General features: G+C 60.7%; 23 protein-coding genes and 1 pseudogene. 16 read left to right on the forward strand and 8 right to left on the reverse strand.

The window, feature by feature from the left end; all coding sequences use genetic code 11:
* Positions 1-121: 121 nt before the first annotated feature.
* Positions 122-1450, forward strand: a complete 1329-nt coding sequence (locus I8E17_RS25690) for a DUF882 domain-containing protein (RefSeq protein ID WP_229002164.1) — start codon at positions 122-124, stop codon at positions 1448-1450.
* Between the two features lie 31 nt (positions 1451-1481).
* Here the strand turns inward: I8E17_RS25690 and I8E17_RS25695 are convergent, their stop codons facing one another.
* Positions 1482-2180, reverse strand: coding sequence for a CerR family C-terminal domain-containing protein (locus tag I8E17_RS25695; RefSeq protein WP_069610159.1), 699 nt, complete (start codon positions 2178-2180; stop codon positions 1482-1484).
* A 135-nt stretch (positions 2181-2315) separates the two neighbouring features.
* Between I8E17_RS25695 and I8E17_RS25700 the strand changes: the two genes are divergently transcribed.
* From I8E17_RS25700 to I8E17_RS25715, 4 genes are read left to right on the forward strand one after another with little or no spacing between them, the layout of a single operon-like run.
* Complete coding sequence (locus I8E17_RS25700) at positions 2316-3326, forward strand: efflux RND transporter periplasmic adaptor subunit (RefSeq protein ID WP_069610160.1); 1011 nt, start codon at positions 2316-2318, stop codon at positions 3324-3326.
* Positions 3327-3338: 12 nt separating this feature from the next.
* On the forward strand, positions 3339-5099 hold the full coding sequence (locus I8E17_RS25705) for an ATP-binding cassette domain-containing protein (RefSeq protein ID WP_069610161.1): 1761 nt from the start codon (positions 3339-3341) through the stop codon (positions 5097-5099).
* Positions 5096-6247 (forward strand): ABC transporter permease, encoded by a 1152-nt coding sequence (locus I8E17_RS25710; protein ID WP_219511650.1) that lies wholly within the window; start codon positions 5096-5098, stop codon positions 6245-6247. The genes I8E17_RS25705 and I8E17_RS25710 overlap by 4 nt, the downstream gene beginning before the upstream one ends.
* A gap of 2 nt (positions 6248-6249) precedes the next feature.
* The gene (locus tag I8E17_RS25715; protein ID WP_083258018.1) at positions 6250-7371 is read left to right on the forward strand and encodes an ABC transporter permease; all 1122 of its coding nucleotides are present in this window, start codon (positions 6250-6252) and stop codon (positions 7369-7371) included.
* A gap of 160 nt (positions 7372-7531) precedes the next feature.
* Here the strand turns inward: I8E17_RS25715 and I8E17_RS25720 are convergent, their stop codons facing one another.
* On the reverse strand, positions 7532-8626 hold the full coding sequence (locus I8E17_RS25720) for a diguanylate cyclase (protein WP_069610163.1): 1095 nt from the start codon (positions 8624-8626) through the stop codon (positions 7532-7534).
* Positions 8627-9223: 597 nt separating this feature from the next.
* On the opposite strand from I8E17_RS25720, the gene I8E17_RS25725 reads away from it, so the two are divergent.
* The 6 genes and pseudogenes from I8E17_RS25725 to I8E17_RS25750 all read left to right on the forward strand — a co-directional run.
* Entirely contained in the window at positions 9224-9628 is a 405-nt protein-coding gene (locus I8E17_RS25725; RefSeq protein ID WP_069610164.1) for a hypothetical protein, read from the forward strand.
* Positions 9629-9847: 219 nt separating this feature from the next.
* The gene (locus tag I8E17_RS25730; RefSeq protein WP_069610165.1) at positions 9848-11221 is read left to right on the forward strand and encodes a PepSY domain-containing protein; all 1374 of its coding nucleotides are present in this window, start codon (positions 9848-9850) and stop codon (positions 11219-11221) included.
* Between the two features lie 64 nt (positions 11222-11285).
* Positions 11286-11765, forward strand: a complete 480-nt coding sequence (locus I8E17_RS25735; protein WP_069610166.1) for a copper chaperone PCu(A)C — start codon at positions 11286-11288, stop codon at positions 11763-11765.
* A complete protein-coding gene (locus tag I8E17_RS25740; protein WP_069610167.1) occupies positions 11755-12351 on the forward strand; it encodes an SCO family protein in 597 nt (198 codons plus the stop codon). The genes I8E17_RS25735 and I8E17_RS25740 overlap by 11 nt, the downstream gene beginning before the upstream one ends.
* Before the next feature lie 135 nt (positions 12352-12486).
* Positions 12487-12855 carry a copper homeostasis periplasmic binding protein CopC gene (copC, locus tag I8E17_RS25745; protein WP_113366204.1) on the forward strand — a complete coding sequence of 123 codons (369 nt, stop codon included), beginning with the start codon at positions 12487-12489 and terminating at the stop codon, positions 12853-12855.
* 212 nt (positions 12856-13067) lie between these two features.
* Positions 13068-14245, forward strand: a pseudogene (locus I8E17_RS25750) (DHA2 family efflux MFS transporter permease subunit); the annotation flags it as partial.
* Positions 14246-14364: 119 nt separating this feature from the next.
* Here I8E17_RS25750 and I8E17_RS25755 read toward each other — a convergent pair.
* Together I8E17_RS25755 and I8E17_RS25760 are read right to left on the reverse strand one after the other, a co-directional pair.
* Positions 14365-15669 (reverse strand): sigma-54 dependent transcriptional regulator, encoded by a 1305-nt coding sequence (locus tag I8E17_RS25755; protein ID WP_069610169.1) that lies wholly within the window; start codon positions 15667-15669, stop codon positions 14365-14367.
* Positions 15666-17381, reverse strand: coding sequence for an ATP-binding protein (locus I8E17_RS25760; RefSeq protein ID WP_229002193.1), 1716 nt, complete (start codon positions 17379-17381; stop codon positions 15666-15668). Before I8E17_RS25760 ends, I8E17_RS25755 begins: the two co-directional genes overlap by 4 nt.
* 386 nt (positions 17382-17767) lie before the next feature.
* Between I8E17_RS25760 and I8E17_RS25765 the strand changes: the two genes are divergently transcribed.
* Positions 17768-19093, forward strand: coding sequence for an MFS transporter (locus I8E17_RS25765; protein ID WP_069610171.1), 1326 nt, complete (start codon positions 17768-17770; stop codon positions 19091-19093).
* Between the two features lie 280 nt (positions 19094-19373).
* Here I8E17_RS25765 and I8E17_RS25770 read toward each other — a convergent pair whose 3' ends face one another.
* The 3 genes from I8E17_RS25770 to I8E17_RS25780 all read right to left on the reverse strand — a co-directional run bounded on the left by I8E17_RS25770 (position 19374) and on the right by I8E17_RS25780 (position 21915).
* Positions 19374-19655 (reverse strand): hypothetical protein, encoded by a 282-nt coding sequence (locus tag I8E17_RS25770; protein WP_069610172.1) that lies wholly within the window; start codon positions 19653-19655, stop codon positions 19374-19376.
* Positions 19656-20013: 358 nt separating this feature from the next.
* Positions 20014-20646, reverse strand: coding sequence for a PQQ-binding-like beta-propeller repeat protein (locus I8E17_RS25775; RefSeq protein WP_069610173.1), 633 nt, complete (start codon positions 20644-20646; stop codon positions 20014-20016).
* Between the two features lie 48 nt (positions 20647-20694).
* On the reverse strand, positions 20695-21915 hold the full coding sequence (locus tag I8E17_RS25780) for a DNA-binding protein (protein ID WP_069610174.1): 1221 nt from the start codon (positions 21913-21915) through the stop codon (positions 20695-20697).
* Between the two features lie 119 nt (positions 21916-22034).
* Here I8E17_RS25780 and I8E17_RS25785 point away from each other — a divergent pair, with 119 nt between their 5' ends.
* Together I8E17_RS25785 and I8E17_RS25790 are read left to right on the forward strand one after the other, a co-directional pair.
* Positions 22035-22832, forward strand: coding sequence for a thioredoxin family protein (locus I8E17_RS25785; RefSeq protein ID WP_069610175.1), 798 nt, complete (start codon positions 22035-22037; stop codon positions 22830-22832).
* On the forward strand, positions 22832-23110 hold the full coding sequence (locus tag I8E17_RS25790; RefSeq protein WP_069610176.1) for a hypothetical protein: 279 nt from the start codon (positions 22832-22834) through the stop codon (positions 23108-23110). Before I8E17_RS25785 ends, I8E17_RS25790 begins: the two co-directional genes overlap by 1 nt.
* 13 nt (positions 23111-23123) lie before the next feature.
* Here the strand turns inward: I8E17_RS25790 and I8E17_RS25795 are convergent, their stop codons facing one another.
* Positions 23124-23936: a LuxR family transcriptional regulator gene (locus I8E17_RS25795; protein WP_069610177.1), complete on the reverse strand. Its 813-nt coding sequence runs from the start codon at positions 23934-23936 to the stop codon at positions 23124-23126.
* Positions 23937-24122: 186 nt separating this feature from the next.
* On the opposite strand from I8E17_RS25795, the gene I8E17_RS25800 reads away from it, so the two are divergent.
* Together I8E17_RS25800 and I8E17_RS25805 are read left to right on the forward strand one after the other, a co-directional pair.
* Positions 24123-25214 (forward strand): ABC transporter ATP-binding protein, encoded by a 1092-nt coding sequence (locus I8E17_RS25800; RefSeq protein WP_069610178.1) that lies wholly within the window; start codon positions 24123-24125, stop codon positions 25212-25214.
* A gap of 22 nt (positions 25215-25236) precedes the next feature.
* On the forward strand, positions 25237-26400 hold the full coding sequence (locus I8E17_RS25805; protein ID WP_069610179.1) for a spermidine/putrescine ABC transporter substrate-binding protein: 1164 nt from the start codon (positions 25237-25239) through the stop codon (positions 26398-26400).
* Positions 26401-26475 lie beyond the last annotated feature (75 nt).

Genomic DNA, 26475 nt, shown 5'->3' on the forward strand with positions numbered 1-26475 from the left:
GCCGTTTCCGTCTATAAACGGTCCGTTAGGGATTTGTTGACCATAATTGGAGGGTATAGCGATGCCGCAGACGCGGCGCCTCTGATTTCTGTTTCTCTTAGCAAGGGCGAAAGTCGTATCCGTGCATCACGTGATCTTTTCCATTCCGGCGATGGTTTTCGCCACGACTTTCTCATTCGTCGCTTGCCGGGTGGCGCTGATTGCAATGCTGGTGCTCGGTGCTTTTGCCGGCACCGCGGCCGCCGAGGATCGGGTACTCAAGCTCTTCTTCACCCATACGGGGGAAAGAGCGACCATCGTCTTCAAACGCGGCGGCAAATATGACCCGCGGGGCCTTGCTCAAATCAATCGTTTCTTACGCGACTGGCGAAAGAACGAGCCGACCAGGATCGATCCGGAATTGCTCGATCTCGTCTGGGAGGTCTATCGCCGCAGCGGCGCCAACGAGGCCATTCACGTCGTCTCGGCCTACCGCTCTCCCTCGACCAACAGCATGCTGCGCAACCGCTCGCGCAGCTCCGGCGTTGCCAAACACAGCCAGCATACGCTCGGCAAGGCGATGGATTTTTACATTCCCGGTGTGAAGCTTGCGAGCCTGCGCGCGATTGCCATGCAGATGCAGATCGGCGGCGTGGGCTTTTATCCTAATTCCGGCTCGCCCTTCGTGCATCTCGATGTCGGCAGGGTGCGAGCCTGGCCGAGAATGTCGCGCCAGGAACTCGCGCGGCTTTTCCCGAATGGGCAGACGCTGCATGTGCCCGCAGATGGCAGACCGCTGCCGGGCTATGATGTGGCTGTCGCCCAATCCAAAAAGCGGCCATCTCAAATGAGCAGCAGGATCGCAGCCGTCATGGATGACGACGACGACGCCGGGTCATCGACAGCGTCGCGCAATAACACGCCCGACCGCAGCCTTCTCACCAGCATGCTGCCGACGCCCAGGAGCAGGGCCCTGACCGGGCTGGAGCTTCAGCTCGGCAAGCGAGTGACCGAAGAAAACAAGAGCCAGCCCTTTGCCGATCTTGCGGCCTATGCCGTTCCGCTGCCGGCTTGGCGGCCGACCAGCAGCATCGTCGTTGTCCCGACGGCCGCACCGGAGAGACCCGCCCCTCCCGCTGTATTCGCCAGCCTGATCGTGGGACGGAACGACGCCGGAAAGCTCGTAGTTTCGGACAATACGAAGAATACGGCCGATAGCGCCATGGCAAATATGCAGCCAATGGAGCGGCTGCCGAGCTCCGCCGTGCGGGACGTATCCGGCGGCGTCGGAGCCATGTCGACCGATGCCATCGTCGCCTGGGCCTTGCAACCGCCGGGCATGGCAGTTGACATGACGCTCCCCAGCCTCGTCAGCGCGCCCATTCCGATGCATGACGACATGGCGGAGGCCCAGGCCGGAGCTTACGATGGCGACGACTTCGATGTCGAACGTTTCGGTTTCGAAGGCTGAAGCATTCTCCCGAGGCGCGATTTGCCAGGGGTCAGCTCGGCTGTTCCGGTGATCCCGCCGCCTGTACTGGCAGGGAGAGCTGGGTAAGGCCGCCAAGCGTGAACCGAAAGAGCCGGTCTGCCAGCTCCTCATCCGTGGTCGCTTCCCGACCAAGCGCCGGAATGATCTCGGACACGCGCTTTTCAGCCACCAGCAGCATGAAGCATGGCGCCATCGTCGAAAGCGCCGCCTGAGCAACGAGCGGATGGTCCGGCGCCACGCCGATGATCTGGGCAATGACGCCGAACAGCAAGGCTTTCTTGGGCTCGATTTCCTCGCGCCGCAGTTTGTCGATGTACGGCGTGGGCGCAATCAGCTCGCGGACAATCACCTTGGCTGGCCATGAGTGCTCATTGCCGGTTCGCACGACGTTGACCAGCAACCCGATAAATCGGCGCAGCTTCTCCTTCGGCTCGATGTCCGCGCTCATCGTGCGGGCAAGCACATCGTAACTCATCAGGCGATGATGCGCCTCGGCAAGAACGTCTTCGTACAAGGCCTCGATCCCGCCGAAATGATAGTTGACCGCCGCCGCATTCGTTCCCGCACGCAAGGCGATTTCCTTTGCAGTCGCGCGATCGAAGCCGAATTCGGCGAAAACGGCTCCGCCCGCCTCAAGCAGGCTTATCCGCGTGGCAGCCCCGTCCTGCCGATCTCGAGATCGCGCCGTTCGTCTTATGCCTCTGGCCATTGCTTTCGCCTTCTATTAATTCAAATTTTAATTTGAAATTTGAATTTGACAAGTGTTATAATCGTGTCTCGCGGATCGATCTCTATCACCGTTCGTTTCATCAAAGCTGGCATCTCTTTGGAGTTCAAATACAGCATGCAGCGCGTCATCGTCATCTTGCTCCTGTTGATCGCCGTTGCGGGCGGAGCCTGGTGGTATTTCCATCGGGACAACGGCTCGAACGAGCTTATTCTCTATGGAAACATCGACTTCCGGCAACTTACCCTCGCCTTCAACGGCAGCGAACGCGTCGCCGAAGTCCTTGTCGAAGAGGGCGCGCAAGTCAAGAAAGGCCAAGTCGTCGCCAGGCTGGATACGAGCCGTCTTCAGCCCCAGGTCGCCCAGGCCGAGGCGCAGGCAGCAAGTCAACGTGCCAATCTTGAGCGCCTCAAGAACGGCAATCGTCCGGAGGAAATTGCGCAATCCCGCGCCAATCTCGAATCCGCCAAGGCGGAAGCGGTCAATGCCCGCGCCCAGTTCGAGCGCCAGAACGCGCTTGCTCCCAAGGCCGCCGTCAGCCAGCAGGCTTTGGATGAGGCGCGCTCTGCCGCCGCCGTTGCCGACGCCAAGGTCGTCGCCAATCAGAAGGCGCTCGATCTGCTTGTCGCCGGTTCCCGCGTCGAGGACATTCAGGAGGCGGAAGCGCAGCTGCATGCATCGGAAGCCAACGTCGCGCTTCTGCACCAGCAGCTTGCCGATGCCGAGCTGAAAGCGCCGGTCGACGCCATCGTGCAGTCCAGATTGATCGAGCCCGGCGAGATGGCCTCCCCCACGCGAGCGGCATTCTCGCTTGCGACGATCAGCCCGAAATGGGTACGCGCCTATGTCTCGGAAACACAGCTTGGAATGCTTCGTCCCGGTATGAAGGCTAACGTCAGCGTGGATTCGCTGCCCGGACGGGCGATCCCTGGGTGGATCGGCTTCATCTCCTCGGTTGCGGAGTTCACGCCGAAATCGGTGCAGACGGAAGAGCTGCGCACAAGTCTCGTCTATGAAGTCAGGGTCTTCGTGGACGATCCCGATAACGCGCTGCGGCTGGGCATGCCGGCAACCGTCCGGCCGCTTCCCGGCGAGCAGGCGAATGTAGCAACCGCGCAGCAGCAATAAAGCGAGAGTACCATGAGCGCCGGCGATCTCTCGGTCACAGCAAAGAATGTCCGCAAGACGTTTCGCCGCGATACCGGCGAGATCGTGGAGGCACTTGCCGATGTTTCGCTCGACGTCCGAAAAGGCGCGCTGACGGCACTTGTCGGCCCCGATGGCGCCGGCAAAACGACATTGCTGCGCCTGGCATGCGGCCTCATCGCGCCGGATGAAGGCAGCCTGCAGGTGATCGGCGTCGATATTGCTAGGGAACCGCAACGCGTTCAGGACCGGATCGGCTATATGCCGCAGAAGTTCGGTCTCTATGAGGATCTGAGCGTTCAGGAGAACCTCGATCTTTACGCCGATCTGCATGGCGTGACGCAATCCCAGCGTGACGAGACCTATCCGCGCCTCTTCGAAATGACGCAGCTCGGTCGCTTCAAGGAGCGACCGGCGGGAAAATTATCCGGCGGCATGAAACAGAAGCTCGGCCTTGCCTGCACGCTGGTGCGGGCGCCGGAACTGCTGCTTCTCGACGAACCCACGGTCGGCGTCGATCCGCTGTCGCGGCGCGAGCTGTGGGAGATCGTCTTCAAGCTCGTCAGGGAGGACGGGCTTTCGGTGATCGTGGCAACCTCCTATCTCGATGAGGCCGAACGCTGCGAACATGCCGTGCTGATGCATGCGGGCAAAATCCTCGATCAGGGGCCGCCGGCGGAGATTACGGCAAAGGCCGATGGCTGCTGTTTCATGGTACAAGGTCCGGAGGACATGCCGGCTAGATCGCTGCAAGCGCGCTTGTTCGCGCTGCCCGGCATTGTGGATGCTGTGCCGGAAGCCGGTCGCGTCCGGATCGTGCGCAAGCCAGAGCAGACGCACGAGCCGCTGCGGTTGGATGAGACTGAGCTCGATACCGAAAGCGTCGCGGCCCGGTTCGAAGACGCCTTCATGATGCTGTTTTCCGCCGTCGTCGGCGACGCCGAGCGCCAGACGCACACCGGCCAGCCATCCGACCGTCGCAACGGCGATGAAACGGTTGTGCAGGTGCGCGACCTCCTCCGCAAATTCGGGGACTTCACGGCCGTCGACCATGTGAGCTTCAGCGTCCGCAAAGGTGAGGTCTACGGCCTCCTCGGTCCGAATGGCGCGGGGAAAAGCACGACGTTCCGGATGCTCTGCGGCCTGCTTCCGGCCAGCGGCGGCACCTTGATGGTCGCCGGCTCCAATCTGCTGACGGCAGGCGCGAAGGCACGAGAAAAGCTGGGTTATGTCGCGCAGAAATTCTCGCTCTACGGCCAGCTCAGCGTCGACGAAAATCTGGAATTCTTTGCAAGCGCCTATGGCTTACGCGGCCGGCGCAGAAAGGACAGGATCGGCGCTCTGAAGAGCCAGTTCGAACTCGACCAGTTCTCAAAGCTGCCGAGCGGACAGTTGCCAGGCGGATTCAAGCAACGATTGGCGTTGGCCGCCGCGCTGCTGCACGAGCCGGATATTCTCTTCCTGGACGAAGCGACCAGCGGCGCCGATCCGCTGGCACGGCGGCAATTCTGGGGACGGATCACTGCCCTCTCCGAACAGGGCGTCACCATCATCGTGACGACCCATTTTATGGAAGAGGCCGAATATTGCGACCGGATCATCATCCTTGATGCCGGAAGGAACCTGGCCGAGGGCACGCCGGTCGAAATCCGAGCCCACGCGGGAACGCACGGCGAGACGGCAGCGACGATGGAGGAGGCCTTCATTGCGATCGTCGAGAAGGAGCGCCATAGGAAAATGGAGCAGGCGGCATGAACCAGCCCATAGACAGCTCCGGCCAAGGATTGCGCGCAGCCTTGCGCCGCATTCGCGCCCTCATCCGCAAGGAAGCCTGGCAGCTCCTGCGCGATCCGAGCAGCATCGCGATCGGCATCGTCATGCCGGTGGCGCTGCTGATCCTGTTCGGATACGGCATCAATCTCGACGTCAAGAACGTTCCCGTCGCGGTCGTCATGGAAGAAAATTCAGCCGAGGCGCGCGGCCTCGCTTCCGCTTTCGAGCTCTCAAGCTACTTCTCCCCGAAGCCCGTCAAGACGATGGCGGAGGCGGAAAGGATGCTCTTATCCTCCGAAGTGCGGGCGATCCTGCGCATTCCCTCGGATTTCTCGCGGAAGGTTGCTCAAGGCCGTGGCGAGGTTCAGGCCGTCGTCAACGGCAGCGATGCCAATACGGCGCGCATTTCGCTGAGCTATGCCGAAGCGGCCGTCGGCGTCTGGGCCGCCAAGGAAGCCTCGCGCAAAGGGACGGTCGGCGGCAGCGGCGTCACGATCGAATCCCGCCTGTGGTTCAACGAGGCCAACGACAGCAGCTATTTCCTCGTCCCCGGTCTCGTCGTTCTGGTCATGACGTTGATCGGCGCGCTTCTGACCGCCCTCGTCATGGCGCGGGAATGGGAGCGCGGCACATTCGAAGCGCTGTTCGTCACACCTGTTCGCTCGACCGAGATCCTGCTCGGCAAGACCGTTCCCTATTTTCTTCTGGGGCTTGCCGGCCTTGCGCTCTGCGTCGTCGGCAGCCGGCTTCTCTTTGGTGTGCCGCTTCGTGGATCGTTGCTGGTCCTGACCGGCGTATCCATGCTCTATCTTCTCGTCGCGCTGCGACTCGGCCTTGCCATATCCTCGATCACGAAGAGCCAGTTCATTGCCAGCCAGGTCACCGTTCTCGTGACCTTCCTGCCAGCCATGATGCTTTCCGGCTTCATGTTCGATCCGAGGAGCATGCCTTGGGCCGTGCAGATCATCACCTACATCTTCCCCGGCCGATATTTCGTTACCCTGCTGCAAACCTTGTTTCTCGCCGGCAATATCTGGAGCGTCATCCTGCCCAATGCCGCAGTGCTTGCCGGCATGGCGACAGCGCTTTTGGCCCTTGCCGCGCGCATGACCCGCAAGAGGATCGCATAGCCATGTTGATCGCATCGCTTCTGCGCATTCTGACCCTGATCCGCAAGGAACTTCTCGTTATCCTGAAGGACCCGAGAAGCCGGGCAAGCCTTGTCGTGCCGCCGATCCTGCAATGCCTGATCTTCGGCTACGCCGCGACCTACGATCTCAATCATGTTCCCTATGCGCTCGTCGACCAGGACGGGACGACGACATCGAGAAACCTCGTAGCAAAGCTCGAGGGATCAGGCATTTTCGAAAGGGTGGCGACACTGACTCAGACGGGTCAGGCCATCCGCTTGCTCGATACCAAGCAAGCCGTGCTCATCATCGTCATCGAGCGCGATTTCGAACGGCAATTGGAAGCCGGCACCACGGGCACGGTGCAGGTCGTCGCGGATGGCAGGAATTCCAATACCAGCGGCATTGCGCAAGGCTATGCCAACACGATCGTCAGCGACTTCACCTCCGACTGGCTGGGGCAAAAGGGGAGCTCCAACAGCAGCGTGAGGGTCACGACGCGGGCATGGTATAACCCGCAACTGGAGACGCGATGGAGCATGGTCCCTTCGCTCATCGGGACCATCACCATGCTGATGACGATGATGCTGACGGCCATGTCCGTTGCGCGCGAACGCGAGGAAGGCACCTTCGATCAATTGCTTGTCGCACCGTTCACGCCGACCGAAATCATGATCGGCAAGGCCGTTCCCTCGATGATCGTCGGCATTACCCAGGCATCGACGATCCTGCTGGTGGCCTTGTTCTGGTTCCGTATCCCGTTTGCCGGTTCGTTCCTGACGCTCTATCTCGGGCTCAGCCTCTTCCTCGCCGCGGCCATCGGCTTCGGATTGTTTCTGTCCTCCATCGCCGCCAACATGCAGCAGGCGATGATCCTCTGCTTCGTCTTCCTGATGCCGTTCATGCTGCTCTCCGGTCTGATGTCGCCGACCGACAACATGCCGGAAGTCCTGCAATATGCGACGATGATCAATCCGCTGAAATACGCGATCAGCATCACGCGCGGCGTCTATCTCGAAGGTGCCGGCATCGACGCGCTGTTTCCGGATATGCTGGCGCTGGTCGCCATCGCCGCCGCGACGATGCCGGTTGCCGCCTGGATGTTCCGTCACCGCCTGAACTGAACCACATCGCGTTTTTCCGGCGGTCGCTCCGAGGGGATCGGGGGCGGCGAACTCATGCATTGTCTGCCGGGATGCTTCCTGCCGCAGATCCTCGCGCATGCGAGTTGCCTGGAAATGCGGGAAAGCACGCCGTGCTCATCGCCGAAGAATGACAGCCGGCCTATGCGGCCTCTGCCAGTTCAACCCGATTTCTTCCGCTCGCCTTCGCTCGATAGAGTGCCTTATCGGCAGCCTCGAGCACATGCTTGAAATCCGTCGTCGGCTCAAGGGAGCAAGCAATACCGATGCTAACGGTGACATGGACGGCTTCCTGCTCGAACATCAGGCTTGTGCCCTCGATATCCTTGCGAATTTTCTCCGCGACGGCAGCCGCAGCCCTCATATCCGTGTTCGGCAGCAACACGACGATCTCCTCGCCGCCATAGCGGGCCGCAATATCGGTCTTGCGCACGGTTTGCCTGATAACATCGGCCAGCCGCGCGAGAACGGTATCGCCGAAGGAATGGCCCCAACTGTCGTTGATCTTCTTGAAGTGATCGATATCGAGCATGATAATCGAGAAAGGGATGCGCCGCGTACCCGCTTCCTTGCTGCATCGATCGCCTTCGCGCTGCAGCACGCGGCGGTTGGGCAGCCTTGTGAGCGGGTCGAGGCTCGCTTCGTTCTCCAGCGCACGCTGTATGCCGATGCGGTATTGCTCCCGCTGCAGCAGGTCCGACAGCAGCATGACGCCGAGGATATTGACGATCGTCACCGGAAGTGTCGCCGAGATCAGCAGGGCGCGCGCAACCGCCCACGGCAAAAGGAAGACAACCACAATGGATGAGCAGGTCGCCAGGCCGAACAGGGCCGATCGCCTCCATCCCGTGCCGGTCCATTGCCGCGGCAACAGACTGAGCGCATAGCCCGCGGCCGCAACAATCACGATGCCGGCAACGCCGACCACGGCGCCCATGCCGCCCACCATGAACCGAAACAGGGCCATCATCACCGCGGCGACAATGGTTCCCAGAAGGCCACCATAGATCGGCGTAAGAACAAGGAGGATCGACCGGCCATCCTGAATGACACCCGGCATCCATTGGATGGGATCGCCCATGGACAGGATGCCGACCAGCCCGAACAGCAACCCGACGGCCACGGATTTCAAAGCGCCGCGTTCGACGATACGTATGACCCAGGAGTAGGCATAGACGATGATCGCCACCTGGCCGAGGACGCGTATCAGCGAAACCAAATGTGTTTCAGTTTCCATTGCTATTCCCAGTCCTGGCAACGGCCCGCGACGAATGACCTCGCATCGGCATAATCAAAGTCTGTTTGGGATACCATGTGATCTCTGCAAAATGGTTTACCAAGCCTCTCGCTGATAGGCTGTGCGGCAAAAATGTTCGGGCGGGAACGGGCCGTGAAGGTCATCGTCGCAATCAAACTTCTGAAGCAATACGTCTCAATATCGCTGCGTCCGGAATCTGTCATCCAAGCCGCATGCAATCATGCGTCCCTTGAGATCACGGACCCAACGAGGGAAGCGAACCGTGAAAGCTGACGGATCGAGACGTCTACAGCACCGGTCAGAAGGTGAGTCATCAAAGCTGCTCATGACTGCCTTCCCACAGAGCGCCACCAACGGATCCGAATGATCAGCCCTATCTGGCGCCCCGTACGGAACGATCAAGAGCTCTCCGCCAATTTGGCGCTCCCCAAGACGCGCCGCCGGCGAGCTCCCTGACCGACATGGCTGATACCGGCCGCAGCAAACTTCGCCGCGGCACGAATTGACGCATTGCGCTTGCAACAGGCCTGTCCTATGACTGCGGCCTTATCCGCGAATGCGGTGGTGGGGACAAGAATGCGGAAGACAACTTCGCGTATAGGACAGTGGAGCGCGCGCATTCTTTGCGCCGTTGCATTGTTGCTTGTTGGTTTCGCCCATCAGCCGATCGTGGCAACAGCGGACGAAGTATCCCCGATCGAGCTTGCCCAGTACAGGCTTCCGGACGGATCGCTGCCCATCCTCTGCGTCACCTACAAGGATGCCGACGGCAAGGTGCATGGGAAAACCTACGCGCCCGGATGCGAGGCATGCCGGATCGCGTCCGCCGCGATGCTGCCCACGCCTCCGACCGACATTTGCGAGCGCCTTGCCTCCCTGCGCGGAGAAACCGTCGTCGCAAGATCGGAGGCTTTCCACCGCCAGCTTTATCCGCCGAACACCGGACCGAGAGCGCCTCCCCTCCTCGACATCGTTGGCTGAACCGGCGTCGCGGCCTCGCCGTGACGCCCGCCGTCAACGCTGCCGCATCGCGACCCTTTGGTCGCAAGATCTGGGATTGGTGTTCCTGACTGTACTTGCCGAACAAGGCGGGGCCGATTGGTCCGGTTGCCCAAGTGAAGCAAGCTCACCTCAAATGGCGAACCATCGCCACCCCTCCCCAGATCGATCGCGGCAGCCTGCCGATCTTCGGAGGATTTCATGTCTGCCTTTACCGCTGCAGAGCCTGCAGTCGCAGCAACCCATAATGTCTCGCTCTATCGCGCGATCTGGCGCTGGCATTTTTTTGCTGGCCTTCTCGTCATTCCCTTCATGCTCAATCTGGCGATCACCGGTTCGCTCTACCTGTTCAAGGATCAGATTGCCGACACTTTCTATTCGCATCGCTACCTTGTTGCCGAGACCGGCACGATGCTACAGCCACAGCAAATCGCCGATGCGGCACTCGCGGCCTTTCCCGGCACCCGCGCAACCTCCTATCACGAAGCGTCGGCACCGAACCGCTCGGCCTGGGTAACGGTATCCAAGGACGGCCAATCAACCATCGTCTACGTCAACCCTTATGACGGCAGCATTCTGGGAGCGGTCGGCTCGAAGCAGGAATTCGGCTGGGTCGTCAAGCGTATCCACAGCCTCGAATATTTCGGGACATGGACCAATCGCCTCATCGAGATCGTCGCGGGCTTTGCCCTCGTCCTCGTGGTGACCGGCATCTATCTGTGGTGGCCGCGACAGCAGAGCGGCGGCGTGCTCACGGTTCGCGGCAATCCGTCCCGGCGCGTCTTCTGGCGCGACCTGCATGCCGTGACGGGGGCCGTTGCCGGCATCCTCATCTTCTTCCTGGCCTTCAGCGGCATGCCATGGTCCGGCTACTGGGGCGCCAATGTCAATGCCTGGCTGACGGCGAATAATCTCGGAACGCCGGCAGCCGTGTGGGACGATGTGCCGAAATCGGCGAAGGTCACACAGGATATTGTCAGCCGCGCCGGCTGGGTCGTCGAGAATGCGCCCGTTCCGCTCTCTGATATCGCCGCAGCGCAATCCGCAAGGCCGATCGGCCTGAACAAAGCCGTCCACATCATGCACGGCCTGGGCATGGTTGCGGGCTCCGATCTTGCGATCCCATCAGATCCGACGGGCGTCTATACCGCAAGTCACTATTTCGGCGACCTCGGCGAGGAGCGAACGGTCCACATCGATCAATATTCCGGCAAGCCACTCGTCGACATTTCCTATGACCAGTATCCGGCGCTCGGCAAGGCGATCGAATGGGGCATCAACGTCCATCAGGGACAGGAATGGGGGCTTTTGAACCAGCTCCTGATGCTGGCCACGTGTCTGGCCATCATTCTTTGCTGCGTGACGGCTGCGACCATGTGGTGGAAGCGAAGGCCATCGGGCCGTCTCGGCGTGCCGCCGATGCCGCCACAGAAATCGGTCTATATCGGCCTGTGGCTCATCGCCATCATCTTCGGGGTGGCCTTCCCGCTGACGGGAGCCGCCATCGTCGCGATGCTGCTCATCGACCGGTTCCTGGTTCGTTTCGTGCCGCCGCTCCGGCGTTTCTTTTCCTGACGAGATCGGGCGAAGCCCAAAGGCTTCGCCTGCCCACTTCTTTTCCGGATCAAGGATATCGATCATGTGGAAACCGATTTTTGCCCTTGCCGCTTTCGCGCTGGCATTCCTGTCTTCCTCCCTCGCTTCTGCCGACGATGTCAAAATCGGCAATCTCACCATTTCCGCGCCCTATGTTCGCGCCATGGTGCCGGGAGCTCCCGTCGGTGGCGGTTATATGACCATCATGAATACGGGCGGCGCCGACGACCGGCTGGTGGCTGCAAGTTCACCGCGCGCCGCGACAGTCCAGATTCACGAGATGAAGATGGACAAGGAGATCATGATCATGCGCGAGCTTGCCGGCGGCCTGCCGATACCGGCCGGCCAGACCGTCGAACTCAAACCCGGCGGCTATCACCTGATGTTCATGAAGGTTGCCGAGCCCTTCCTTCAGGGCCAGACGGTGAGAGCAACGCTCAAATTCGAAAAAGCCGGCTCTGTCGACGTCGATTTCCCGGTCGGATCGATAGCGGCGAACAAGGAGACGTCCCATGTCAAATAGACGACGTTTCGTTGCAGCCATCGTCGCCCTTACGCTTGTCGCAGGTGCGGGCGCGATCGGCTACGCAACGTTCCTCGTGCTGCCTGAGGTGCAAACCACGGACGGTCCCGGCACAGCCTTCACGCTCACGGACGATCGCGGTGAGCCCATCACCGAAAAGGCCCTGTCGGGCCATCCCTCGCTCGTCTATTTCGGCTACACGCATTGCCCCGACGTTTGCCCGACAACGCTTTACGACATGGCGGGCTGGTTCAAGACGCTCGGACCGCAGGCCGATGGGTTGAAAGCTTATTTCTTTACCGTCGACCCGGAGCGCGACACGCCAGAGATCATGCATAGCTACACGGGCAATTTCACCGACCGCATCACCGGGATCACGGGTGATCCCACCGAAATGCAGAAGGCGATCAAGGGCTGGCGCATCTATGCCAAGAAGGTGCCGAGCCCAGACGGTGGATATACCATGGATCATACCGCCTCCGTGCTGCTCGTCGATGCCGGCGGCAATCTCAGAGGCACCATCGCCTATCAGGAAAACAACGATGTCGCGCTGCAGAAGATCCGAAATCTGCTGCGGCAGGATTAATTCCGTGGCGCATAAGCACCACTGGGAAATGGAAATTCCGTCCGGCTCTGCCCGTAACGGATATCGGCGATCGAGCGATCGCCATCACACGACCCGCAGACCGTCCGCGGATCATCAACAGGATGAGGAAACCAAATGCCCCCGATCAAGAAATTGCTCCTCGCTGCCGGCGTCATCAGCATCGCCTTTGCCGGCCAGGCCATGGCACACGCCCATCTGAAGTCGGCCATTCCGGCAGCCGACGGCACAGTCAAGACCGCACCATCCGAACTCGACCTAACCTTGTCGGAAGGCCTCAATTTGAAATTCAGCGGCGTCAAGGTCACCGGCCCCAACAAGGCGAGCGTAAAGACCGGAGAAGGCATGCTGATGAACAGCGGCACCACGCTGATGGTGCCCTTGACCGACAAATTGCCGGCCGGCAAGTACACGGTCGAATGGCATGCGCTCTCTGCGGACGGCCACAAAACCAACGGGAGCTACAGTTTCACCATTGCGCCTTGACCGGTCCGAAGGCTGCCCGCAATTGCGCGGACACCATTCGGCCCTTCCATTTCCGGCTCAAGCCGAGCCGGAAATGCAGCCCTGCAGGAAGATCGCCGCACATTCGGTCGCGCGGGTTCTTATTTCCTCGTCGTCAGGAGCCTCGCTGGCAGCGCGATAAGGGAGCGATTAGAATTGCCAATATCCCCCTCGCGGCCGGCTTCCTCAGGGGCATGATGACCATGGAGCCGCAGCGGGCTGTCATGCTACTTCGCGGCCTGCAGGGATTTGCCGGCGGCGTGCTGATCCCGATGGCTTTCACCATGGTGCTGATGAAGCTTCCGAAGCCGCAGCAGCCCTTGAGGCTGGCGATCTTCGCGCTGTCGGTCACCTTCGCTCCGGCTATCGGCCCGACGATCGGCGGTTATCCGACCGAGAATTACGGCTGGCAGACGATTTTCTTCATCAATGCCGGCTTGAGCGCCATCATGGTCGTGGCACTTGCCCTGACGCTGGACAAACAGCCCATGCAGCTGAAATTGCTGCGCGAAGGCGACTGGGCCGGTATCGTGACGATGGCGATCGGCCTCTCCGCCCTGCAAACCGTGCTTGAAGAAGGCAACAAGGACGACTGGTTCTCCTCGCCCTTCATCGTCAGGCTCAGCATCGTCGCGGCCGTGTTCCTGACGCTCTTCATTATCATCGAATTGAAGGTTTCGAAGCCGCTGGTGAAATTGCGGCTGCTGAAGCAAAGGAATTTCGGGCTGGGCGTGCTTGCCAATATTCTCGTCGGTGTCGCGCTGTTCGGGACAGTCTACATCCTGCCGCGATATCTCGGCCAGGTGCAGAAGTACAATGCCGAGCAGATCGACAACGTCCTTGCATCGACGGGCTTGCCGCAGCTGCTGTTGATCCCCCTTGTTCCACTCATGATGAAGCGGGTGGATGTGCGCTGGCTTGCCTTCTTCGGCATTGCGGTCTTTGCGCTCAGCTGCTTCATGAACGTCACGCTTTCCGCCGATAATGCCGGAGACCAGTTCTTCATTCCGAACATCGTTCGCGCCATCGGCCAGGCCTTTGTCATCACGCCCGTGACCGCGATCACGACAGCAGGATTGCTTCGGCGGACGCTGCCGCGGCCTCGGGCCTGACGAACATGCTGCACAACCTCGGCGGCGCCGTGGGCGCTGCCTCGCTTGGGACCATCCTGACCAAACGCGAACAGTTCCACTCCAACATCATCGGCCAATCCGTAACCCTTGCCCGTGACGAGGTTCGTGAGCGGATCGACCAGATGACCGGCTACCTCCTGTCGCATGGAGTTTCGGACCATCAGGCAGCCCAGCAGAAGGCGATCATCGCCCTCGGCCAGATTATCAAGAGACAGGCGCTGATCATGGGCTTCAGCGACAATATTTTATACATCGAACACCTATGCAGACATAGAGAAAATTACACTAAATAAACACCACAGCATCAAGTTAAGGAAGTAACTATACTCGCCCTCTCACTCTCGACTTGCGACTGATCTCACTTACGGTAGGTCGATGGATTGATGCCGTGACGTTGCAGACGGGCATAGAGACTTCGGCGCGGCAGTTTGAGCGCCTGCGCAACCTGGGAAATATCCCCCTCATATCTCTCCAGCGCGGCCCGCAGAATGTTTGCCTCGAAGTGATCCATCTGATCGGAGAGGCCGAGCTCCACGGAAGGTTGGCTGCGAGCGGAGGCAAGGCCAAGCGCCACTTGGGTCGCATAATTGCGCAGCTCCCGGACATTGCCCAGCCAATCGTCGGTTAAAAATCGCGCCTCCATCGCGGCATCGATGGGCGGACGCGGCACGCCGTGCAGGCGGGCGGCCTCGTCGAGGAAGGCGCTGAACAACAGGCCGATATCAGCGCGTCGCTCCCGCAGGGGCGGAATACGGATCCGCACGGTTTCCAATCGATATAGCAGATCGGCGCGAACGCGGTTTTCAGCCACCGAGCCATGCGGATCGTTCTTCGTCGCAGCGACAATGCGAAGATCGACAGGGGTCGACTCGCCGCTCACCGAAGGCAGCTCGCGTTCCTCGGCAACGCGCAGAAGCCGTCCCTGCAGCATGGGTGACATGCTGTCGATCTCGTCGAGAAACAGCGTGCCGCGATCTGCCTCGGCAATGCGTCCGCGCCGGACGCGGTTTCCGAACAGGACCTCGTCGGCGATCGCGTCCGGCAAGGAGGCACAATCGACCGAGACGAAGCTGCGCGCACGCCGCCTGCTCCAGCGATGGATGAGCCGAGCCACGAGTTCCTTGCCGGTCCCCGTTTCGCCTTCGATCAAAACATCCACGTCGGCATTTGCGACCTGGCGGATCGTCTCGCGCAACCGTGCCATGACCGCCGTCTGGCCGAGAAGCGGCGCTGCGTCCTCCGCCTCTGCGGCTGCTTGTCGCAAACGCCGGTTTTCCAGCACCAGGCGGCGCGTCTCCAGCGCCCGGCGCACGGATGCGATCAGGTGATCGGTGGCAAAGGGCTTGGCAATGAAATCGTAGGCGCCCTGTTTCAGCGCGCCGACCGCCATGGCGATATCGCCGTGGCCGGTCATCAGGATAACGGGCAAATCCGGATCACGCGCCAGCACGGCCTCCAGCAGATCGTGCCCATCAATGCGCGGCAGGCGGATATCGCTGACGATCACACCGGGCAATGCGGTTGCAAGACTTGCCAACGCAGATTGCCCGTCACCATGTGTCTCCACGTCGAAGCCTGCTATGGCGAAAGAATCGGCGAGTGCGGCATTGAAGGGGCCGTCATCCTCGACCAGAAGAATTTTCTGCGACGCTTCCAGAGTCATGCTCGCCTCATCGTCATTATGAAAGCCGCGCCACCGAGCGGCGAAGGGCCGATGGTCAACGATCCGCCGAGATCGTTCATGATGTCCTGCGCAATCCCGAGCCCGAGACCAAGCCCATCGGGCTTGCCGGTAACGAACGGACGGAATATCTCCTTGGCCAATGCCGGATCGATGCCGGGGCCATTATCGGCGACGGTCAGTTTCACCATATCCTTTCCGGCGGCGTCCACGAGCAGCGCAACATGCGGATCCTTGATACCGGCAACCGCATCGATAGCGTTCTGCAGCAGATTGACGATGACCTGCTCCAGCCGCACCCGCTCGGCAAGCACATGCGGCAGCCCTTTCGCCGGCAGATCCAGCCGCACGCCGGCTTTGCGAAATCGATTCCCCACCAGCAGCAAGGCGCCCGCGATGATGGCATCGAGCGGTTCCGCTGCTGCTGCGCGCCGCCCCCTGCGCGAAAACCGTCGCATCTCCTGCGTAATCGTCCCGATACGCGCCGTCACCTCGACCGCGGCATCGAGATTGGCGCCAACGCGATCGAGACGATTGGCCGCGAGATGGTGACGCGCATTCTCGGCAAGGGTGCGGATGGTCGCGACAGGCTGATTGATCTCATGCATCAACCCCGCCGTGATCGAACCGACGGAAGCAAGCCGGTTCGCCTGGGCAAGTTCCTCCCGTGCATCGCGATATCGATCCTCGGCGCGCGCACGTTCAGCCATCTCCTCGTGCAGTTCGGCCGTGCGTGCGGCGACGGCCTCCTCAAGCGCTCGCCGATCAGCCGCTGCCCTGACCGCCCGGGTCATCCGCCACCAGATCGCAGCAGCAACGACGGCCAAACCGACGATGACGGGTAAAGCCAGCAGCCAGACGCGCGCCTGTGCCTCCTGCAGCGCCGCGCGGGTGTCGAGAAGATGCAGGAGACGCAAATGTGTCCCGCCCACCGGCTGCTCGGCAGCGATCATGATCCGACCTCGTGGACCGCGTATGCGACCGGCATCCTCGGCGAGATAATTTCCCTGCCCAAGGGCGGCGTCGCGATATCGACCGCTTGCGGCGATGCCGTCGCGAACCTCGGGCGACAGAGGTACAAGCGTCGTCAGCACCTGTGACGGCTCGGACGCGGCGAGAATGATCTGATGCTCGTCGACCACAAACGTTTTTCCTGGGTCGTTGGCCCAAATCCGCGATACCGCATCGAACTCGAATTTGACGACCACGACTCCCGTGGGAGCCGCGGCATCGCCGACCCTGCGGGCCAGAAACAGGCCCGGCCGGCCGCTTATGGCTCCAGCGCCGTAATATTCCGCCGTGCCGTCTTTCAGCGCCTCGGAAAAATAGGGGCGGAAGCTGAAGTTCTTGCCAACGAAACTATCTTCGGTCCCCGCATTCGACGCGGAAATGACAAGCCCCTTCTGATCGACGAGATAAATAATATAGGCGCCGGTTTCCCGCGCCAGGAAACCGAGCTTTTCATCAAGCCGCCGGGCAGCATCCGTCGTGGGGCTAGCAAGCGCCTCGCCGAGATCGCGATATTCGCCGAGCACAATTGGAAGAAGCCGGAACCGCGCCAGCTCACTGTCAAGCAGGCGAATGTGCTGGACCGCGAGCCCGTTCGCCTCCGCATCCAGCCGCCTAAGCGCATCCTGACGCGCCAGCAAAAGGGCCGAACACCAAATGGCCGCGGCAGCGGCCAAACTGGCCACCACCAACAGCACAATTCGCTTCAGACTCGATCCCCTCATATGTGCAGAATATTGCACAAACTCCGAAATAGTCATGCAAAATCTTGCGCACCACATCCCCACAATCGGCAGTACGTCCGAGGAAAAGTGAGTTATATCAATAGAATATCCTGAACTCTCTTAAATCTCGCAGCTCGCGACTTTCTCACTTATCAATAGGATTACTGGGAGAGTGGACCTTCAATACGCAGAACAGTCGGCTGCTGGGTCGGGCAATGGCATTGCCGATACCGCCTGAATGCCGACCGCCAGCCGCCGAAATTCATAGGGCTCTCCTGACAAACTGTCGTTTGCTGCGTCATCGCCGCGTAACGGCGATCCGAAGTGAGAACGGGAGGAGAGGAACAATGCTGAATACATTAGAAGATACCATCACGACGACGGCGGCGACGGAAGCAGCCGCGCGGCGTCAACGCCTGAAATCGATCATCGGCGGTTCCACCGGCAATCTGGTCGAATGGTTCGACTGGTATGTCTATGCGGCATTCGCGCTCTACTTCGCGCCGCATTTCTTCCCCGCCGGCGACCAGACGGCGCAACTGTTGAATTCGGCGGCTGTCTTTGCCGTCGGCTTCGTCATGCGGCCGATCGGCGCCTGGATCATGGGGCTCTACGCCGACCGCAAGGGCCGCAAAGCCGGCCTCGCCCTTTCGGTGACGCTGATGTGTGCGGGGTCGCTAATCATCGCGCTGACGCCGGGATATGAGACCATCGGCGTGCTGGCACCGGCACTCCTCGTTCTCGCCCGTCTGATGCAGGGTCTATCCGTCGGTGGCGAGTATGGCGCCTCGGCCACCTACCTCTCCGAGATGGCCGGCCGCCAGCGTCGCGGCTTCTTCTCGTCCTTTCAGTATGTCACGCTGATCTCGGGCCAGCTTCTTGCCATCGCCCTGTTGATCCTGTTGCAGGCCGCGATGACGACGGAAGCGCTGAATGCCTGGGGATGGCGCATTCCCTTCTTCATGGGAGCAGCGCTTGCAGTCGTGGTCTTCTGGCTGCGCCGCGGCCTGGCAGAAACCGAAAGCTTCAAAAATGTACGCGCAAGCGAGACACAAAAATCCGGCTTCTGGATGCTTATCACCCGGCACCCCAAGGAAACCGCGCTCGTCATGCTGCTAACGGCTGGGGGAACGCTCGCCTTCTACGCCTATTCGATCTACATGCAGAAATTCCTGGTCAACACCTCGGGGTTCAGCCGGGAAACGTCAAGCGAGATAAACGCAATCACGCTGTTCATTTTCATGCTGCTGCAGCCGATTGCAGGTGGTCTCTCCGACAAGATCGGCCGCAAGCCGCTGATGATCGGTTTCGGTCTCTGCGGTGTGCTGTTTACCTATCCGATCTTCTCGGCGCTCGAAACCACGAAGGATCCATTCCTCGCCGGGCTGCTCGTCATGGGAGCACTGGTCATCGTCACCGGCTACACATCGATCAATGCCGTCGTGAAGGCGGAACTGTTTCCTGCTCATATCAGAGCTCTCGGCGTCGCGTTACCCTATGCTCTTGCCAATACGCTATTCGGCGGCACAGCCGAATTCGTGGCGCTGAAATTCAAGAGCAGCGGCTGGGAACAGGGTTTCTATTGGTACGTGACCGCGATGATCGGCATTTCGCTCATCGTCTATCTCTTCATGCGGGATACGGCCAGAGACAGCGCCATTCAGGAAGATTGAAATAGCCGGCGCGGCGGAACGGTTCCTGCCGACACAAGCTCAACCGAACTGGAAGGGCGGGACCATGATGTTCCGCCTGGAGCTTTTAACACTCCACGGCATTTTCTGACTGCTTCGCCACCTAGGGCAATTCCAGGAAAAGTGCGTAGCGGTTTTCCGTCCGGAATTACGAGACAACAAAGAGATAGAGCGGTTCGGAGGTTCCGTGAAGAGCTGAACCGTTCTAGGCCGTTTTCAACCTGACAAGCGGGTGGGGTTCGACCTTCGTCGGCCGCAACCGTCAATGTACCAGCGTACGGCCTTTCTTGCGCCCGTTCAGCAGGTGAATGAAGGTAATCCCCTGCTCCAGCAGCAGTTCGGCCGCTTTCAGATCGTCTGGGCCAAGATCGGACGAACAGCCGCGCAGATTACATGCCAGGAACAGCGAATTGGTGACGGCGAGCGCATCGCCATCCTCCTCGGCCTCTTCGGCGGTGGCTTGCAGTACGTCCGCGACGGCCGCCATAAGATCGGCGCGCTCCTGCAAGTTCATTTCGCCAAGACTTTTCGTGATCTCACTCATGACTTCTCCTTGGCGCGCCCGACCATTCACGACATCCGTCAGGATCGGCGCGGCTCGCAACTTGGAATGATTGAAATGCGGTTGGTAAGTGAAATATGGCAATGAAAGCCGGGGCCGGCAAGGCATGGCTTCCATGTTGGAAACGCATGGCATTGCGGTTGGTTCAAAATGGGTGGGATGGCGATCGCAAGATCTAGCCCGGAGCTCCGTTTATGGCTCGTCGAACTTCAAAGTCGCGCTATCCGGCCGTGATCCGGATGCAATCTTTCAAGCCGGAGACGTAAGTCAACTCTTTCCAAACCGAGCGCCTGGGATCGATCGACCGATTCCAGGCGCAGGACGTCTTCGTTGCCGCCACTCAGTGCGGACGGCGGATAGCTCGCACTTTGCCGCTGCCGCCGCCACCGGCATAGAAACGGTCCTTGCCATCGGATTCCAGCCCCGAGACGCCGGTACCCTCCGGCATTTCGAGCCGCTCCAAAACTTCGCCGGTCACCGGATCGACGCGGCGGACATCGCTTTCGTCGCCCTCCCAGGTGCCGTGCCATAGCTCGCCATCCACCCATGTCACGCCGGTGACGATACGGTTGGATTCGATGGTTCGGCGGACGGCGCCGGTCTCCGGGTCTATCTCGTAGATCTTGCGGCCGCGATGCTGCCCAACCCAGAGACTGCCGTCGCTCCAGGCAAGACCTGAATCACCGCCATTGCCCGGTGCGGGAATGGTGGAGAGAATATTGCCCGTTCCAGGATCGACCTTATGAATCTTGTCCTCGGCGATCTGATAGAGATGGTGCCCATCGAAAGCGGTGCCAGCGTGCGAGGCGACGTCGATCGTGCGCACCTGCTCTCCGCTTTCCGGGTTCAGGGCATGCAGCTTGTCGCCGGAGGCGAACCAGACGTGCTGCCCGTCGAAAGTGACGCCGTTTACACGCGGCGCATTGTCGAAGGGGCCGTATTCGCGAATGATTTCCGCTTGGGATTTCTTCATGGATGCATCCTCCAGTCAGGATTGATTGAGTGTCGATGATGCAAAAGCTTAGTCGCTCGGCAGCGGTCCCGGGAGTAACAATGTTGACGGGAAGTCAAGAACCGGCGGCATCATCCAGCGGCGAGCCCGGCCGTTGCCGACGCCCTGCACCATCCCATCCGCCGCAAGTGCGTCGAGCGCGCGCTGCACCGTGCGCGGACTTATCGCGAGCGCAATCGATAGCGCCGAACTTGACCAGGATTCTCCATCCGACAGCAGGGCAAGCAGCGAGGCATTCTCGACTTCGACAGGCGGCACCAGCACCACGACATCTCGCTTTCCTCGCGGAGTCAGCGCGAAACCGTGCTGTGTCGCATTGATATCGGCAAGCGGCTCCAGGGCGGCGCGAAGCCTGCCAATCTCAACCCTTAGTCTGGCCCGATGGGATTCGTCGGCGTGACGGGCGCGAAATGCCCGGGAAAGCAGCAGCTCCCGGGGCGCATCGTCGGGTGCCGCCTCGGCCAGCGTGCGTGCCAGGGCAAAGAGCACCGGCCGGCTCGCAAGCGAGATGATGTCTCCACCACTGCGCACGACATTGCGGCAGGCATCGACAACCAAGGTATCGGACGCCAGAAGCGTCTCGACTTCGTCGAGCGACAACAGCTTTTCCCGCCCCTGCGCAAGCAGGCGTGCCGCCGGCTCATCGAGCGCGCGCGCCGCATCGCGGACCTCGACCATAAGCGCGGGGATTCCCGCTTTGCCGGCCGCATCCTCGGCGCGCGCCAGAGCGGCGCGTGCCGGCTGAATGCGCAGGCGGCGGATGGCGATGCCGGCAACCGCCAGTTCATGGCTTGCCTTTGCGGCGGGTGGCAGGGGCGACGGATCGAGTTTCGCGAGCAGCCGTTCTGCCTCGTCCAGATGACCGACCAGCAGCAGACGCCGTAGCTGCAGATTACGGGCATGGGCGGCGTTGATTTGATCGCCATGTTTTTCGAGAGCGGCCCGTGCCGTCTCCAGCGCTTTCTCGGGCCAGCCGAGGTCGCGCGAGACAAGGGCGATCTCCGCTTCGGCCACGATGCAGCGAGCACGGGCAACCGCCTCGCGCGGGCCGAAGGCGCGCGCGGCACTCTTCAGCAACATCTTCGCGCGGGCAAGGTCGCCCAGCTGCGCCATTGCGATGCCGCGCAGGGCCAGCGCCGGGGCGTCATCGCGCAGCGCGACGCGCTTCAGCGCGCCCAGGACGTCGCCTGACGCAAGCGCCTGGGCAGCCGCGACGATCAGCGAGTCCATCGAAATCCCGTCACACTTGTAACTCCCACCCCTTACGCCCCTAGCGGTAAGTTATCGCATATCGGCTGGCAAGATGCAGCGCCGACAAGGACAGACCTGACACAAAGAGGAGATGAACCATGACGACGCATAGGACAGGAACGCGCAAGGAATGGCTTTCGGCACGGCTTTCCCTGCTGGAGCAAGAAAAAGAGCTGACCCGGCGCAGCGACGAAATTGCTGCACACCGCCAGGAATTGCCCTGGGTGAAGGTGGAAAAAGACTATCGGCTTGAGACCGACCAGGGTGTCGTTCCGCTCTCGGGCCTCTTCAAGGGGCGCTCGCAGCTTCTCGTGTATCATTTCATGTTCGGACCGGACTACACGGCCGGCTGCCCATCCTGCTCGTCGATCGCAGACGGCTTCAACGGCATCGCAGTTCACCTCGAAAATCATGATGTCGCCTTTTCGGCGATCTCCCGTGCACCCCTCATGAAATTGCAGGAATTCAAGCGGCGCATGGGCTGGACTTTCGATTGGGCTTCTTCCGCCAACAGCGATTTCAACCATGATTTCAATGTCTGGTTCACGCCAGAGGAACAGCGCGACGGCGGCATCGAATATAATTATCGCCGCGAGCCGCCAATACCCGACGCTCAGGTGGGCAAGACGATGCAGCAATGGGAGCTGCGCGGCAGCGAAGGCCCGGTCGAACTAATGGCGTCAATGACGGGCACGGATGTCCCGACCTACACGCGCGACCGGCCTGGCGTCAGTGCCTTCGCGATGCAGGACGGCGCGATCTATCATACCTATTCGTCCTATGCCCGCGGGCTCGACGGGCTCTGGGGCATGTACCAATGGCTCGACCGCGCGCCGCTCGGGCGCAACGAGACCGGCGTGTGGTGGCGGCACCATGACCGCTACGGAGCCAACTGATGTCCGTCTCGTCCGAAATCGGTGAGAGGGGCGGCCGCACCGCCCCTACCCTGCCCGTCATTGCCGGCCGGCTGCTGGCTTTGGCCGCCGCGCCGAGCTTCGCCCTGATGACCGTGCTATCCGCTTATGCTTCAGCCGGCGACATGATCTGTTCCACACAGGGCAGCTCGATGCTCGGCGGGATGGTGCCGATGTATCTGCTCATGACCTTCTTCCATTGCGGTCCCTGGCTGAAGCTGCTTGCGAAAGATGGAAATGGTGCGCGTATGTCGGGCTAGAGGCTCGACCGAACTAGGCGAGATTCTTGAGATAGAGCGAAAGCAGCTGGGTCTGGGATGAAATGCCGAGCTTGCGATAGACGTTCCGGCGGTGAACCTTCACCGTCCCCGTCGAGATATTGAGCTTCAGGCCGATCGATTCCGACGAATGCCCCTGTAAAACGAGCTCGACGATGGCAGCCTCCCGGCTCGTCAGATTGAGATCCCGCCAGACGGCTTCCGCTGGCGGGACGGTCTCGTTCTCACCCTTCCTGCGCCGTCCCCTGCTGCCCGCCGCCAATTGCGCATCGAAGCGCGAGGCGAGGCCGGACCAATAGTATCTCACCATGTTTGCGACCAGCGGCTCGACCTTCTTCAGCGTCGCAAATTCCGCAGGCGGAAAAACCCCGGTCCTCTCGCGTCGCATCAATGAGAGGACGATCGTAATGTCGTCGTCGGCGTTGACGAAGAAGCCGATCTCCTCGGCCAAGCCGGTCTGAACATAATAGGTTCGGTAGTACTCGCTGGAAAAGAAGCGATCCGGTGCCAGCTCCCGCATCCTGAGCACGCCTTCGCGGCGGCTGCGCGCCGTGTGGTAGAAGGGATCCAGCAGATAGGGACCGGCTTGATAGAGCGTGACGAAGACGACGTGTTCCCCGGGATCGAAAGTGCTGTAGAGATCGATCGGCCGTTCCTTGCCGCGATAGGCGAAAACGACCACATAGTCGAACCGCACCAGCGCCGCCATCATCTGACGGAACGTCTCGCCGAATTCGGCATCCGTCATCGACGATCGGCCGATCGTGGCGTTGAAGGCGGCAAACAGCCCTTCAAGGTCGGTGCTCATGTGACGGATCCCCTCTGCCGCCCTGCGCATTTGAGCGCAATCCCTATATACACCTCCCACGAAGCAATTGGCACGAAAATACCTCTTTCGGGGTATATACCTCGCGAGAAGCTCGGGCTTACTCTTTCCTTAACGACGGTGGCAATAAGGCAGATCAAGACTGCCGACCAACCGCAGGGAACAGACGTGGCATCCGCTTCAACGAACGATATCGAATTCCGTTCGGTCACAAAGAGCTATGGCGCCGTGACCGCCGTGACGGACATCAATCTTAATGTGCCCAAAGGCGCATTCCTGGCGCTTCTTGGGCCTTCCGGTTGCGGCAAGACGACGTGCCTGCGCATGATCGGCGGCTTTGAACAGCCGAGCGAAGGCACGGTGCTGATCGACGGACGCGAGATGAACGGCGTGCCCGCCTACCGACGCCCGGTCAACATGGTGTTCCAGCACTATGCGCTGTTTCCGCATTTCAACGTCGCCCAGAATGTCGCCTATGGGCTAAAGCAGATGCGACCGAAGATCGGCGGTGCCGAAATCGACCGGCGCGTTGCCGAAGCGCTCGAGATGGTGCGCCTCGGCGGCTTCGCCAAGCGCCGCATCCATGAAATGTCGGGCGGCCAGCAACAACGCGTGGCGCTGGCGCGCGCCATCGTCAACCGTCCCTCCGTGCTCCTGCTCGACGAACCGCTGGCGGCCCTCGACAAGAAACTGCGCTCGGCCATGCAGATCGAGCTTCAGACGCTGCAGCGCGAGCTCGGCATTACCTTCGTTCTTGTCACCCACGACCAGGAGGAAGCGCTGTCGATGGCCGATATCGTCTGCGTCATGAGCGCAGGGCGCATTCGCCAGCTTGGCGCGCCGCAGGAAGTCTATGATCGCCCGGCCGATCTCTTCGTCGCCGATTTCGTCGGCAAGACCAATCGCATCGAGGCGACGATGGAAGCCGATGGCGAAACGCTTCGCCTCGCGGATGGTTCGGCGCTTCCGTCTGGCAAGCGCCTCGCACCGGGCGCGGCAATTGCGGCCCTGCGCCCGGAGGCGATCCATCTCAGCCGCGACATGGCTACATCCGGCATGTCCTTCAAGGGCACGGTGACGCATCGCATCTTCCTGGGCTCGTCAGCCGAATACGCAGTCACCGTCCCCGGTCTCGGCGATTTCCTGATCACGTCGGATCGCCGCAGCATGAACGACAGCGATCTCGTGGGTCCGGGCGAAGAGGTCTTCCTCGGCTTCGACCCCACAGCCCTCCATGTCTTTCCAGCATCGAATGCATAAGCCAAAACAAGGGAACAGCATCATGAGCAAGGATTACAAAGACAATCTTCCGATTTCAGCCGAAGGCTTCATGGACGAATTCATGCGCCTGAAGCGCGGCTCTATCAGCCGTCGTCACTTTCTGAATATCACCGGCCTCGGCCTTGCAACGGCGGTCCTGTCGCGCGTCCCCGGCGCGCTGTCGACACCCGCCTATGCTGCAGGCGAACTCGGCACGCAGATGTCGATCGCGACTTGGCCGAACTATCACGACCCTGCAACCTTCGAGAATTTCAAGGCCGCAACCGGCGTTGCCGTCGAGGTCAACGTATTCGGCTCGAACGAGGAAATGCTCGCCAAACTGCAGGCAGGCGCCTCCGGCTGGTCTCTTTACGTACCGACGAACTACACGATTTCGACCTATCACAAGCTCGGCCTCATCGAGGAACTCGATCTGTCGAAGATCCCGAACTTCAGCCAGGCAACGGAAAGCCCGCGCTTTACCAAGGAAGGACAGATCGACGGCAAGACCTATGCCGTGCCGAAGAACTGGGGCACGACAGGCTTCTCGGTCAACACCAAGAAGATAAAGACCAAGCTTTCGAGTTGGAAGGATTTCTTCGAGATCGCCCAGACCGAGGCCGACGGCCGCGCCATGGTCCACGACTATCAGCTGACCACCATCGGCAGCGCACTTGTTTCCCTCGGCTACGATTTCAACTCGATCAAACCGGAAGAGCTTGCCAAGGCCGAGGAGCTGCTGATCAAGGTCAAGCCGCATCTCTTTGCCATCAACTCCGACTATCAGCCGTCGATGCGTTCGACCGATGCCTGGCTGACCATGTGCTGGACCAATGATGGCGCGCAGCTGAACCGCGACATGCCCGAGCTTGAATATGTGCTCGGCAAGGATGGCGGCGAGATCTGGACCGACTATTACGCGATCCCGAAGGATGCACCCAACAAGGCGGCAGGCTATGCCTTGCTCAACTATCTGATGGACCCGAAGAATGCGGTGAAGGAGCACATCGCCAACGGCGCGCCGACCACCGACAGTCGTGTGATCGAGCTCCTGCCGAAGGAAATCACCTCGAACAAGATCGTCTATCCGGATGAAGCCTCGCTGACGCCGCTCGAATTCGGTGCCGCCGTCACGCTTACCGATCCGAGCCGCGCCGAACTGATGGCACGCTTCAAGTCGGCTTGATCACTTTTCTTCGACTCGATCCCTTGCGCCATGACCGCGGTAAGGGATCGGCTTCCTTCCCAGCACCGGCGGACA

It is taken from the genome of Rhizobium sp. AB2/73 (genome assembly GCF_020871915.1).
Classification (GTDB): domain Bacteria; phylum Pseudomonadota; class Alphaproteobacteria; order Rhizobiales; family Rhizobiaceae; genus Rhizobium; species Rhizobium dioscoreae.